This window comes from Embleya sp. NPDC056575 (genome assembly GCF_042793325.1).
GTDB lineage: Bacteria > Actinomycetota > Actinomycetes > Streptomycetales > Streptomycetaceae > Embleya.
The window spans coordinates 19036-31863 of sequence record NZ_JBHTVA010000075.1; the positions used below are offsets into that span (position 1 = coordinate 19036).

Sequence of the window (12828 nt, forward strand, 5' to 3'; positions counted from 1 at the left end):
GCATCGGGGGCCTTGCGGCAAGGCCCCCGTCGTGCCGCAGAATCATCGACCTGAGCCGAAGCCCGGCCGGGATCTGCGGAAATGGGTGAGTCGAGAAGTGCGTGTGTTGTTGTCGACGTTCGGGTCGCGCGGGGACGTCGAGCCGATGTTGGGCCTCGCGATGCGATTGCGGGAACTCGGCGCGGAGGTAGTGCTGTGCGCGCCACCGGACTTCGCGGAACTGCCGGCACGGGTCGGCGTGCCGATGGTGGCGCTGGGTTGGCCGGTGCGGGCGATGGTCACGGGGGACGAGCCGCCGTCGGCGGACGATCTGCCCCGACGCGCGGCGGCGTGGGTCGACGCCCAGTTCGAGGTGTTGCCGAAGGTGGCCGAGGGCTTCGACGTGGTGGTCGGCGGCGGCATGATGCCGGTCGCCGAGCGGTCGGTCGCCGAGAAGTTGGGCATCCGCTACGTCTACGCGACGTACCAGCCGATCACACTGCCGTCGCCGAACCGGCCGCCGCTGTCCCGGCCGGGTCGGCCGTTCCCGCCGGAGGTGACGGACAACCGGGCGCTGTGGGACATCGACGCCCGGGAGATCGCCGAGTTGTTCGGTCCGGCGCTGGCGACCCATCGGCAAGCGTTGGGCCTGCCTCCGGTGCGGCACGTCCGGGACCACATCTACACCGACACGCCCTGGCTGGCGGCGGACCCGATCCTGAGCCCGTGGGACGCGACCGACCTCGACGTCGTACAGACCGGCGCGTGGATCCTGCCCGACGAGCGTGCGCTGCCGGCCGACTTGGAGGCGTTCCTTGCCGCCGGCGCGCCGCCGGTCTACGTGGGCTTCGGCAGCATGCCGATGCGTACCGCCCGGGATGTCGCCCGGGTGGCCATCGAGTCGGTGCGCGCGCACGGCCGGCGCGTGCTGCTGGGACACGGTTGGGCCGAACTGGCCCGAATCGACGACCGCGACGACTGCTTCGGCATCGGCGAGGTCAACCAGCAGGCGCTGTTCGGCCGGGTGGCCGCGGTCGTGCACCACGGCGGCGCGGGCACCACGACCACCGCCGCCCGGGCGGGCGCGCCGCAGGTGATCGTGCCGCAGGGGGTGGATCAGCCGTACTGGGCGGGCCGGATCGCCGACCTGGGCATCGGCGCGGCGCACGACGGCCCGATCCCGACCGTCGAGTCCCTGACCGCCGCGCTCGCGACCGCGCTCGCCCCCGAGACCGGCGGGCGGGCCGGCGCCGTGGCCGCCGCGATCCGCACCGACGGCACGACCGTGGCCGCGAACCTCCTGCTCGACGCACCCGGCCGGGATCGCCCGTCGGTATCCGCGTGAACCTCGCGCGACCGTCGAGCCGCAACCCGCCACGCACCACGGTCGCCCCGCGACCCCGGAACGGAGCCGATGCCGTGAACCCCGTCACCACCAGCGCGTTCGACCTACCCGACCGCCTCGCCGCCAAGGCCGACCCGGCGCTGATCGCCGACGACGAGCGGCACTTCGCGGCCATCGCGACCTGTCTGGACGAACAGATCGCCGAGTTGTCCGACCGCCTCGACACCGAGCGCAGGTCGCCGGGCGGCCGGGGGCGGGCGGCGATGGACCGCGACATCGAGATCCACCGACTGACCACGCGTCTGCGCGCCCTGCGCCGCTTCGGCCTGGACCTGTGCCTGGGACACATGGTCGACGCGGTCGGTGAGACCGTGTACGTCGGACGTCTGGGCCTGACCGACAGCGCGGGCCGCCGACTGCTGATCGACTGGCGCACCCCCGCCGCCGAACCCTTCTTCGGCGCCACCCACGCCAACCCGATGGGGCTGGCCAGCCGCCGCCGCTACCGCTGGACGCGGGGCCGGATCGGCGACTACTGGGACGAGGTGTTCACCACCGACGCCATCGTCGGCCACGCCGCGCTCGACGACCAGTCCGCCTTCATCGCGAGCCTGGGCGGCAACCGCTCGCCCCGGATGCGCGACGTCCTGGGCACCATCCAGGCCGACCAGGACGCGATCATCCGCGCGGGCTCCGCCGGCGCCCTCGTCGTCGACGGCGGCCCGGGCACCGGGAAGACCGTCGTCGCCCTGCACCGCTCCGCCTACCTGCTCTACGCCGACCCGCGCCTGGGCCACCGCCGGGGCAACGTGTTGTTCGTCGGCCCGCACCAGCCCTACCTGAACTACGTCGCCGACGTCCTGCCCAGTCTCGGCGAGGAGGGCGTACAGACCTGCACTCTGCGCGACCTGCTCCCCGAAGGGGCCGGCGCGGCCGTCGAGACCGATCCCGAGGTGGCCGCCCTCAAGGCGTCGGCGCGGCTCGTGCGGGCGATCGAGAAGGCCGTGGCGTTCTACGAGGAGCCGCCCACCAAGGGCATGACGGTCACGACGCACTGGTCCGACATCCGGCTGACCGTCGCCGACTGGGCGGAGGCGTTCGAGGCCGCCGAACCCGGGATCTCGCACAACGACGCCCGGGACCGGATCTGGGAGGAACTGCTCACGATCCTGGTCGACAAGCACGACGACGACGATGCCTCGCCGGAGTTGCTGCGCCGGTCCCTGCAACGGAACCGGGAACTGCTCGCCGCCTTCAACCGCGCCTGGCCACTGCTCGAGGCGACCGACGTGGTCGGCGACCTGTGGACGGTACCGGCGTATCTGCGCATGTGCGCCCCGTGGCTCGACGCGGACGACGTACGGAGGTTGCGGCGCGAGGAGGCCGACGCCTGGACGGTGTCGGACCTGCCGCTCCTGGACGCGGCGCGGTTGCGGCTCGGCGACCCCGAGGCGTCCCGGCGCATGCGTCGGCAGCGGGCCGCCCTCGCGGCCCAGCGCGAGAACATGTCCCAGGTCGTCGACGCCCTGGTGGCGGCCGACGACGACGGCGAGGGGGTGATGACGATGTTGCGCGGCGAGGACCTGCGCACCTCCCTGGTCGACGAGTCCGGCGCGCCTCGCATCGAACCCGACCTGCTCGCCGGTCCGTTCGCGCACATCGTCGTGGACGAGGCGCAGGAGTTGACCGACGCGGAGTGGCAGATGTTGCTGCTGCGTTGCCCGTCCCGCAGCTTCACCATCGTCGGCGACCGCGCCCAGGCCAGGCACGGCTTCACCGAGTCGTGGCGGGAACGGCTGGAGCGGGTCGGTCTGGACCGCATCACCATGGCGTCGCTGAGCATCAACTACCGCACGCCACAGGAGATCATGACGGAGGCCGAGCCGGTCATCCGGACCGTGCTCCCGGACGCCAACGTGCCCACGTCCATCCGTGGCGGCGGTATCCCGGTCGGGTACGGCTCCACGTCGGAGCTGACCACGATCCTCGACGACTGGCTCGCCGCGCACGACGAGGGAATCGCCTGCGTGATCGGCGATCCCACGTTCCGCCCGACGTCCCGCGTGCACTCGCTGACCCCGGAGTTGTCGAAGGGCCTCGAATTCGACCTGGTCGTCCTGATCGACCCGGAAACCTTCGGCGACGGCATCGAGGGCGCGGTCGACCGCTACGTCGCGATGACGAGGGCGACCCGCCGCCTCGTCATCCTCACCGGCGCCTGAGCCCCACCGTGGGCGGGCCCCCGGCCCGCCCACGGCCCGTCGGGCGCCGAACTACAGCCGCCACCACCAGGCTTCCGGATCCTCGTCGTCGGCGTATTCGACAGGCGCCGCGTACGGCGAGCGTCGGGCGCTCGACAGGGCGTCGGTGCGGCGGACCACGGCGCGCAGGTCTCGGACGGCGGGCATCTCGGCGAGTTCGTCGACATCGAACGGGCAACCCGCGGGACCGCCGACGAGGGTTGCGCAGCCGAACGCGTACCACATGCCGACGAGTTCGGCGTCCTGCTCCCGCTCGGCGGCCACGGCGACCTCGCGAACCACGTCGATCAACCGAACACGCCGCGGCGCGACGGCGTCGGGGCCGTGCAGTTCGCCGGCGTCGACCATGCGTCGCCACAGCGCGGTGCCAATGTCGCAGTAGAGGAACGGCGGTTCGACGTAGCCGTCTTCGAGCCACGACTCGTAGCCGTCGAAGTCGGGGGCGTCCTCGTCGAAGTCACGCAGCGCGGTGAACTCGGTGAGCGTGTAGAGGCGTTCCGGTCGCACGGCGTGATCCGGGTGCCGGTCGATCGGGAAGCGGTACGTGTGCCCGCGACGCAGCAGGATGTCCAGCACACGGAAGTGCGTGAACGAGCAGTCGTATCCGTTCTGGAACGTGTACAGCGCCGCGAACCAGTCCCGAACGCGCGGATCGTCGGGCGCGGTGTGCGTGTCCAGAACCCGAATCGAGTCCGCCACCAGGTCCTCGATCTCGTGCTCGGACACCCGCGTCTCCATCCCAAGTCGTCTCGCGTCGATCGCGACGCCCGACTGTACCGACCCGGGGTGTCGGTCGAGGGTGTCCCGCGTCGCGGGGTCGGGGTCGGGTTTCGGTCGGGTGTTCGTGGGGCGGGGCGGGGGATTCGGTCGAGGTGTTGTGGAGGGGAGGCTGACGATGCGTGAACATCCTCACAACAGATTGTCGGCCTGGGTTCGGGCAGTGGCCCTCCGTGTGCGTCGCGACATCGGATCGTGACGGATCGCCGGCCGCCGAGCCCCCGGGATTCGGGGGGCGCAATGGTCGGCATGCCCCGAATGACCCATGCATTCCGGCCAATTCCTGCACCCGTCCGGCCGGCTGCGGGAATTCGTGTCCCGAACCTTCAGTACGTCGTATTCGGCCGTCATTCGTCGACATGACGGACATATGGCTCCATCCCGGGAATGGTCGCCCGCATGCAGTCGCGGTGAAAGAAGAAGTGTCGTTCGCCTCCGGAACGGGGAAGTCTGCGCCACTACACTCGCTACGCCCCATCGACGAGAGAGCAACGGCGACAGTGAAATGTGCAGCGGGCGGGTCGCACTTATCGCGATGCGCGGGACGCAGACCCGGTGACGTGCCTCGGGCACCCGGTCGACCCCGGATTCCACTCGCTGCGTGCGCCGTTGCCCGCCTGATAGCGCGACGAGGACCGTGGGAATGAATTTTGTACAGGACCCCGCACTCTGGTACGGGGTGGCCGGCACCTGTGCCGCGGCCGTTTACGTGGCCCGCAGCCGAATAACCGTCAGGGACCTGAGGGAGAGGAATCGCCTGCTGGCCGAGGACGTGCGCATGCGTGACGAGGAGATCGACAACGTCGTCCGCGTGCTGCTGCCGGCCCTGGTCGAGACCGGGGACCGGATCCGGGGATCGCTCCTGCGCCACGAGCAGTTGCGCGGAACCCCCTACGCGCAGGGGATCGAGACGGTCGTGGGGATGTTCACCACCGCCGTCGAGGACGCCCGCGACCGCGCCGACCACTCGGCCAAGAACGCGCTCAAGGCCGCCATGCGCACCCTCCAGGCGCTGGCCGGCGAGCAGCAGGTCGCGATCTCCGACATGCAGAACAACTACGTCGACGCGCAACTGCTCCAGGATCTCCTGGCGATCGACCACATGAACTCGCAATTCGGCCGCCGCGCCCAGGTCATCGCCGCGCTCTGCGGCGGCTGGACCGGACGCCAGCGCGCCGCCGCCCCGCTGTACGACGTCATGCGCGGCGCCAAGGGCCGCATCCGCGACTACCTGCGGGTGGAGATCCGGATGCAGTCCAACGTCGCGGTGATCGGCCGCGCGGTCGAGCCGGTCGCCCTCGCGGTGGCCGAACTCCTGGACAACGCCGCCAGTTACTCGCCGCCGCACACCACCGTCGAGATCAACTTCCAGACCGTGCCCAACGGGGTCTGTGTGATGGTCGACGACGCGGGTGTGGGTATGCACGAGGAGGCCCGGCAGAGCGCGGCGCGCTTCCTCGGCGCGACCGAACCCGTCGGCATCACCCGGCTGGGACACCCGCCCCAGTTCGGCTTCCCCGTGATCGGCATGCTCGCCGCCCAGTACGGCTTCACCGTCTCGGTGGACACCCGATCGCCCTACGGCGGCATGCGCGCGGTGGTGATGTTGCCCTCCGAACTGCTCACCACCGCCGTCGACGCCGATCCCGCCCCGGCCGCCGCACCTCGGCGCGTGGCCCGCGGGCCGCGCGCCGAGGTCGCCGCGGCCGAGCCGGCCGCGGCCCTACCCGCCGCGTCCGCCCCCACCGCAGGAGCCGCCGCCTTGGACGGGGAACTGCCCCAGCGCCGCCGCCGGGCCCCGCGAGCGGTCGAGCACACACAGGCGGCGGCGCCGACCGAGACCCCCGACCGTTCGGACGCGGAGACCGCGGGGCTGATGGGCGCGTTCCTGCGCGGAACCCGTTCCGGCCGTGTCCCCGAGACAGACGACAAAGGGCAAGAAAGCCGATGACCAACGACCTGGCCTGGATTCTCAACGACGCCCTCAAGGTCCCGGAGGCCCGGCACGCCATCCTGTTGTCCGCGGACGGAATATTGCGCGCGCATTCCGACGGGATTTCCCGGGACGAGGCGGACCGCCAGGCCGCGGCGCTGTCCGGGCTGCAATCGATCAGCCGGAGCACGGCGGAGTTCATCGGCGATTCCGAGTCGCCCTGGCGGCAGACGCTCGTCGAGTTCGGCAACGGATTCATTTTCCTGGTGGCGGCGGGTCCCGGTGCCTATCTGGCCGTATCCGCCACGCAGAACGTGGACATGGAGATCATCACGTTCCGCATGCAGCAGCTCGTGCGCCAACTAGGAAAGGAAATGACCAGCCCGCCCCGACGGAATGCGGACCATTCGGTATGACCAACGACCCTGCGGCGAAATCCGACGCCGCCGACTTAGTACGCCCCTACGTCATCACCCGCGGGCGCGGCCACCCGACCCGCGCGGGTCTGGACCTGGTCAGCCTGGTGATCGCGCTGCCCGGCGACGAGTCGCCGCACATCCTCGACCCCGAGAGCACTCGCCTGCTCGCCCTGTGCCGCGGCGGGATCCTGTCGGTCGCCGAGGTCGCCGGACACCTGGCCCTGCCCATCGGCGTGGTCAAGGTGCTGCTGTCCGACCTCATGGACACCGGCCTGGTCGCCACCCGTCGGCCCATCCCCGCCGCCGAACTCCCCAAGACCCAACTCCTGCAGGAGGTGCTGGATGGCCTTGCCCGTCTCTGACGGCGCCGCCGCGGACGTGTACCTCGCCGACTCCGTCAAGATCGCGGCGAAGATCCTGATCGTGGGGCACTTCGCCGTCGGCAAGACCACCTTCGTCGGCACCATGTCCGAGATCCGTCCCCTCAGCACCGAGGAGACGATGACGCAGGCCGGCGCGCACGTCGACGATCTGACGGGCGCGGCACGCAAGACCACCACCACGGTCGCCCTCGACTTCGGCCGCCTCACCCTCAGCGACCGACTCGTGCTCTACCTGTTCGGCACCCCCGGGCAACAGCGCTTCGCCCAGGTGTGGAAGGACATGACCGTCGGCGCGCTGGGCGCGCTCGTCCTGATCGACCCCCAGCGCTTCGACCAATCCTTCGACGTCATCGGCCTGTTGGAGGAATACGACGTGCCCTACGCCGTCGCCGTCAACCGGTTCGACGGCTCCGTCGAACATCCCCTGGAGAAGCTGCGCGCGGCGCTCGACCTGCTGCCGGACACGCCGCTGGTCACCTGCGACGCCCGCGACCGTGCCTCCTCGACCGAGGCCCTGATGGCCCTCGTCCGCTACCTCCAGCTTCGGGCATCCAAGGAACTCGCGTGAACACTGGGAACACCGGCCCCTTCGATCGATCGGCCCCCTCCTTCGGCGACCACGCCGGCCCGCCCCCCGGCTGCCCCGCGCACGCCGGCGGAGCCCTTCCCCTGTACGACAAGACGTTCTCCGCCGACCCGCGCGCCGCGTACGAACACCTGCGCCGCCAGGGCGTGGCGGCGCCGGTGGAACTGGCGCCCGGCGTGGACGCGATGCTGGTCACCGACCACGCCGCCGCGCTGCGCGTACTGCACTCCCCCGAACTGTTCGCCAAGGATCCCCGCCGCTGGCTCGCGCTGGCCGACGGCACCGTCCCCGCCGACAGTCCGGTCGTGCCGATGATGATGTATCGGCCCAACGCGCTGTTCTCCGACGGCGCCGAACACCTGCGGCTGCGCCAGGCGGTCACCGACAGCCTCGACCGGATCGACCCGTACCAACTGCGCCGTTTCGTCGAACGCAGCTCCGACTACCTCGTCGACCAGTGGGCGGGCACCGGCCGCGTCGATCTGCTGAACCAGTACGCCAAGACGCTGCCGCTGCTGGTGTTCAGCGAACTCTTCGGAAGTCCGCCCGAGTTGGGCGACCGCCTGGTCGCGGGCATCGCCGGCATCTTCGACGCGGTGGGCGACGCGGAGGCGGCCAACACGATGTTGACCGGCGCCCTCGTCGAACTGGTCGCGCTCAAGCGCGAACAGCCCGGCTCCGATGTCACCTCGTGGCTGATGGCCCACCCGAGCCGGCTCTCCGACGAGGAGATGATCCATCAACTCGTCATGCTGATGAGCGCGGGTACCGAACCGCAACGCAATCTCATCGCCAACGGGTTGCGGCTGATCCTGTCCGACGAGCGGTTCTCGGCAAGCCTGTTCGGCGGCGGCGCCTCCGTCGAGGACGCGCTCGACGAGGTGTTGTGGACCGACCCGCCGATGGCGAACTACGCCGTGCACTATCCGGTGCGGGACGTGGACCTGTCGGGCGTGGTCCTGCCGCGCGGTACCCCGGTGGTGATCAGCTTCGCCGCCACCAACAGCGACCCCGCCCTGATCGCGCACGGCCGCCGGCCGAGCAACCGCTCGCACCTGGCCTGGAGCGCGGGACCGCACGCCTGCCCGGCCAAGGACTCCGCCTGGCTGATCGCCATCGCCGCGATCGAAAAGCTGCTCAACCGCCTGCCGGACCTGGAACTCGCGGTTCCGGTGGACGAGTTGGACTGGCGGCCCGGCCCGTTCAACCGGGCGCTGACCGCACTGCCCGCCCGCTTCACCCCGATCGTGCCGCGCCCGGCACCCCCCGCCGAGCCGGCGTCCGCCCGACCCGCCACCGCTCCCGAACGCCCGGAACCCGGGGCCCGCAAGGGCGGCGTGTGGAGCTCGTTCCTGAACTGGTGGCGAGGCCAGTAGCCACACTCCGGCCGCACCGGGCGGGCGGCACCACCCTCCGCCGGTGCCGGCGTCGCGGCCCGGGACGCGTTCACCCGCTCCCGGGCCCGGCCTCGGCGCGCCACGGAACGAGGCATTCGGCACAGACCGGTGCCGAATGCCTCGCCCGACAATCACAGACACCCTTCATCGTCGGCCGCCCCGTCCCGGGCGCCCGATCGATCAACGCTGTGCCGAGTCGCCCGTCGACATCGTGTCGAGTTCGAAGGAGCCGTCGTGCAGTCTTCCACGTCACCCACCGTCGTCGACAGCAGAAGCGTCGTCGCCCTGTTGTCCCGCCTGCGCTCGGTGGCCGGGCAGGCGGACCCCCTGCCTCTCTACGCCGGTCTACGGGAGATGGGTGACGTCGTGCCCGCGCCCTGGGGCGGGTACCTCGTGACCGGCCACCGCGCCTGCGACGAGGTGTTGCGCAGCCCCGACTGGCTCGCCCTGGATCACGCGTGGCGCGCCCGCCAACCCGACGACTCCCGCTGGTCGACCCCGTCCTCCCGCGAACTCGAACAGACGCTGGTGGCGCTGAATCCGCCCCAGCACACCCGGGTTCGCAGATCGGTCAACACCATCTTCGATCGCGGCACCCTGGAGGCGTTGCGCCCGAAGGTACGCCGGGTGGCCGACACACTGCTCGACACCTTGGTCGAGCAGGCCGGGGACGCGGACGCGGACTTCGCCGAACTCGTCGGCGAACAGCTGCCGGTGGCCACCGTCGGACACTGGCTCGGCGTGCCGCCCGAGGACTTCGACCTGCTCCGCTCCCTCACCCACGCACAGGCGTACGCCCAGGAGTTGTTGCCCGTCAAACGCCAACTCCGGGCCGCCGACGAGGCCATCCGCGGCCTGCGCGCGTACTTCACCGCCCTGGTCGCACGCCGCCGCGCCGAGCCCGGCGACGATGTGATCTCGGGCTGGCTGCGCGCCTGGGACGCACTGGAGCCGGATCGCGAACTCGCCGACGAACAGGTCTACGCGCTGGCCATGTTCACCGTCATCGCGTCCCTGGAGACCACGTCCACACTGCTGTCCACGATGGTCTGGACCCTGGACCGGCATCCGCGACAGCGGGAGTGGCTGCGCGCCCACCCGATGGCCCTCGCCGACGCCGTGGAGGAGGTGTTCCGCTACGACCCGCCGATCGCCGTGACCACGCGCTACGCGAGTAGGGACCTGGAGCTGGCCGGGATTTCGATCGCGCGGGGCGAGGTGGTGCACACGATGCTGGCCTCGGCGAACCACGACCCGTCCCTGACCCCGGACGCACACGCCTTCGACGTCACGCGCCGAGCGCGGCACATCTCCTTCGGCGGCGGCATCCACTACTGCATCGGCGCCGGCCTGGCCCGCCTGGAGGCGAGTGTCCTGCTGGAGGCGATGTTGCGCCGGCTGCCCGCACTTCGGGTCACCGCGCCGCCGACGTGGGAGCCCCGCCTGGCGTTTCGCCGGATCACCACGATGCGGGTGAGCGTGCGCTGACCCGCCCCGAGGGAGGCCGGTCGCGCCGCGCCGATGCGACCGGCCTCCGGGCGGCGGGGATCAGCGGGCCGCCCCCGCGCCCAGGAACGCGGACAGGAAGTGCCCGTCCAGCAGGGACAGATCCCCGTACCGGTCGCTTCGGCTGTACGCGTTCATCAGCGTCTTCGTCGCGTGCAGCGCCGCGACCGGGCGGCGCACCACGGGCTTGACCCAGCGGCTCACCGCGTCGTCGAGGTCGGCGGCCGGCACCACCTGATGCAGGATCGACAACCGGTGCGCGGTGGGGGCGTCGAACATGTCGGCGGTCAGCACGAGTTCGCGGATCCGGGCGGCGCCGACCTCGCCGATCAACCGGGCCATCGCACCGCCCCACGCGGTCGGCATCCCGAGGGCCAGTTCCGGCATGCGGAAGCGGGTCCCGATGTCGCCCACCCGCAGGTCGCAGAAGATCGCCAGGGCCAATCCGGCCCCGACCACCCGACCGTGCACGCGGGCGATGGTGACCGGATCGGCGGCGGCCAACCCCTCGCACACCGCCCGCGCCTTCTCGCCGAGCCGACGCAGCGCCGGACCCCCGGGATCGTCGGCCGCCAGCCGCAACATCTCGCCGCGATCACCACCCGCGCAGAACGAATCGCCCTCGCCCGACAACACCACGACCCGCACGTCGGAGCGCGAGCGCAACTCGGCCAGCACCGCGAGGAGATCGTCCAGCATGTGCTCGTCCAGCGCGTTTCCCGCCTCCGGCCGGTCCAACCGCACCCGCAACACCGCCCCGTCGAGGCTGGTGCGCACCGTCTTCAGATCCAGCGAGTCCACGAACGTGACCCCTTCCGGTGGTGGGAAAAACGCCGCCGCGCCGGCGGAAGCCCCGTCGATCACCAGATCGTCGCATTGATGATCACGACGTGAGGAGCCGAATCCACGCCATTCGAACACCCCTCCGAGGTACTCGCGCCATACCCCGCCGGCGCCGGCACCACGCACCGGCTCGAAAATCGTCCGTGAGCGGCCGAATACGTTGCGTGGCCTACCTCGTCGCCGTTCCACACCCGCCCGGGCGGTCGCGCCGAGACGTAGGCGCACCCCCTTCGACGACGATCGCCACGACCTCGGAAACCATCGAATCCGCGCCCGAGTGCCGGCCGAAACCACCCGGTACCCGGCCCGAACACGACCTGGCCGATCCGGGCCGGCGCGGGGCGCGTCGCGAACCGCCCCGGGTGTACGCGATGGCGGCGGGGCGGGTTGTGGCATTGTGGCGGGTTGTGTGGGCGACGGCCGTCCGCCGAGTGTGAGGGGTCCCGACGTGCCCGAAGACGTATTCGTCCTTCCCGTCGACCGGCGACTGGGTGCGCACACCACGCTGCGTCGGGTCGGTGCGCTGCCGGTGGTCGTGGTGACCCATCCGCGCGTGCGTGCCGCGATCACCCTCCAGGGCGCGCAGTTGGTGCACTGGCAACCGGCGGGCGAGGAGCCGGTGTTGTGGCTCAGCGAGACCACGGCGTTCGAGGAGGGGCGAGCGGTTCGCGGCGGAGTGCCGATCTGCTGGCCGTGGTTCGGCGCGGCGGGTCGGCCGAGTCACGGCTTCGCGCGCGTTCTGCCGTGGGAACTGCTCGACGTCGACGAGAGCGGAGCCGAGGACAAGGGCGAGGCCGCTCCGGGCGACGAGACGGTGCGCGTGACGCTGGTGTTGCGGGCGAGCGAGGCGTCGCGTGCGTACTGGCCGCACGAGTTCGAGGTGTTCGCCCGGTTCGTACTGGGGCGCGAGTGCCGGATCGAACTGGAGGCCCGGGGCGACTTCGAGAGCACCGCGGCACTGCACACCTATCTGCGGGTCGGTGACCTGGACGAGGTGCGGGTCACCGGTCTGGGCGGACCCTACGTCGACAAGGTGCTCGACACGCTGGTGCACACCGACCCGGCCCCGGCGGGGATCGCCTTCCGGGGGCAAACCGACCGGGTGTACACCCGTCCCGGCGACGTGAGCCCGGTGGAGGACCCCGCCGGCAAGCGGGTCGTCGAGGTGTGCCACGAGGGCCACACCGATGTGGTCGTGTGGAACCCGGGCGCCGACCTCGCGCGCACGATGGCGGACGTACCCGACGACGGCTACCGGGAGTTCGTCTGCGTCGAGACCGCCCACGTCTCGCGGCCCCTGGTGAGCACGCCGGGAACGCCCGCTCGCCTGGGCGCCACGCTCCGGATCGCGCCCGACGCGTAGGGCGGGCCCGGCGGGGGCCTGGAGACACCCGCTGGG

At 71.3% G+C, this 12828-nt stretch carries 11 protein-coding genes; 9 read left to right on the forward strand and 2 right to left on the reverse strand.

The annotated features are described in order from the left end of the window. Positions 1-97 precede the first annotated feature (97 nt). Both ACFRCG_RS39530 and helR read left to right on the forward strand, forming a co-directional pair. Positions 98-1324, forward strand: coding sequence for a glycosyltransferase (locus ACFRCG_RS39530; RefSeq protein ID WP_380040691.1), 1227 nt, complete (start codon positions 98-100; stop codon positions 1322-1324). 74 nt (positions 1325-1398) lie between these two features. Next, a complete protein-coding gene (helR, locus tag ACFRCG_RS39535; protein ID WP_380040649.1) occupies positions 1399-3546 on the forward strand; it encodes an RNA polymerase recycling motor ATPase HelR in 2148 nt (715 codons plus the stop codon). 51 nt (positions 3547-3597) lie between these two features. Here the strand turns inward: helR and ACFRCG_RS39540 are convergent, their stop codons facing one another. Continuing rightward, complete coding sequence (locus ACFRCG_RS39540) at positions 3598-4311, reverse strand: hypothetical protein (protein WP_380040651.1); 714 nt, start codon at positions 4309-4311, stop codon at positions 3598-3600. Positions 4312-5005: 694 nt separating this feature from the next. On the opposite strand from ACFRCG_RS39540, the gene ACFRCG_RS39545 reads away from it, so the two are divergent. The 6 genes from ACFRCG_RS39545 to ACFRCG_RS39570 all read left to right on the forward strand — a co-directional run bounded on the left by ACFRCG_RS39545 (position 5006) and on the right by ACFRCG_RS39570 (position 10568). Further along, positions 5006-6313, forward strand: a complete 1308-nt coding sequence (locus tag ACFRCG_RS39545; protein WP_380040653.1) for an ATP-binding protein — start codon at positions 5006-5008, stop codon at positions 6311-6313. Further along, positions 6310-6711, forward strand: a complete 402-nt coding sequence (locus ACFRCG_RS39550; protein WP_380002450.1) for a roadblock/LC7 domain-containing protein — start codon at positions 6310-6312, stop codon at positions 6709-6711. Before ACFRCG_RS39545 ends, ACFRCG_RS39550 begins: the two co-directional genes overlap by 4 nt. Continuing rightward, positions 6708-7076, forward strand: coding sequence for a DUF742 domain-containing protein (locus tag ACFRCG_RS39555; RefSeq protein ID WP_380040655.1), 369 nt, complete (start codon positions 6708-6710; stop codon positions 7074-7076). The genes ACFRCG_RS39550 and ACFRCG_RS39555 overlap by 4 nt, the downstream gene beginning before the upstream one ends. Continuing rightward, positions 7057-7665 carry an ATP/GTP-binding protein gene (locus tag ACFRCG_RS39560; protein WP_380040657.1) on the forward strand — a complete coding sequence of 203 codons (609 nt, stop codon included), beginning with the start codon at positions 7057-7059 and terminating at the stop codon, positions 7663-7665. Before ACFRCG_RS39555 ends, ACFRCG_RS39560 begins: the two co-directional genes overlap by 20 nt. A 164-nt stretch (positions 7666-7829) precedes the next feature. Next, on the forward strand, positions 7830-9059 hold the full coding sequence (locus ACFRCG_RS39565; protein WP_380040693.1) for a cytochrome P450: 1230 nt from the start codon (positions 7830-7832) through the stop codon (positions 9057-9059). A gap of 255 nt (positions 9060-9314) precedes the next feature. Beyond that, positions 9315-10568: a cytochrome P450 gene (locus ACFRCG_RS39570; protein ID WP_380040659.1), complete on the forward strand. Its 1254-nt coding sequence runs from the start codon at positions 9315-9317 to the stop codon at positions 10566-10568. Between the two features lie 60 nt (positions 10569-10628). Here ACFRCG_RS39570 and ACFRCG_RS39575 read toward each other — a convergent pair whose 3' ends face one another. After that, entirely contained in the window at positions 10629-11387 is a 759-nt protein-coding gene (locus ACFRCG_RS39575; protein ID WP_380040661.1) for an enoyl-CoA hydratase/isomerase family protein, read from the reverse strand. Positions 11388-11877: 490 nt separating this feature from the next. Between ACFRCG_RS39575 and ACFRCG_RS39580 the strand changes: the two genes are divergently transcribed. Continuing rightward, a complete protein-coding gene (locus tag ACFRCG_RS39580) occupies positions 11878-12792 on the forward strand; it encodes a D-hexose-6-phosphate mutarotase (RefSeq protein WP_380040663.1) in 915 nt (304 codons plus the stop codon). The last annotated feature ends 36 nt before the right edge of the window (positions 12793-12828 follow it).

What these genes read in the sequence shown, in the direction of transcription:
- ACFRCG_RS39560 (WP_380040657.1), top strand. Translation starts at nt 7,057, where the DNA reads ATGGCCTTGCCCGTCTCTGACGGCGCCGCCGCGGACGTGTACCTCGCC.
- ACFRCG_RS39550 (WP_380002450.1), top strand. Translation starts at nt 6,310, where the DNA reads ATGACCAACGACCTGGCCTGGATTCTCAACGACGCCCTCAAGGTCCCG.
- ACFRCG_RS39555 (WP_380040655.1), top strand. Translation starts at nt 6,708, where the DNA reads ATGACCAACGACCCTGCGGCGAAATCCGACGCCGCCGACTTAGTACGC.
- ACFRCG_RS39545 (WP_380040653.1), top strand. Translation starts at nt 5,006, where the DNA reads ATGAATTTTGTACAGGACCCCGCACTCTGGTACGGGGTGGCCGGCACC.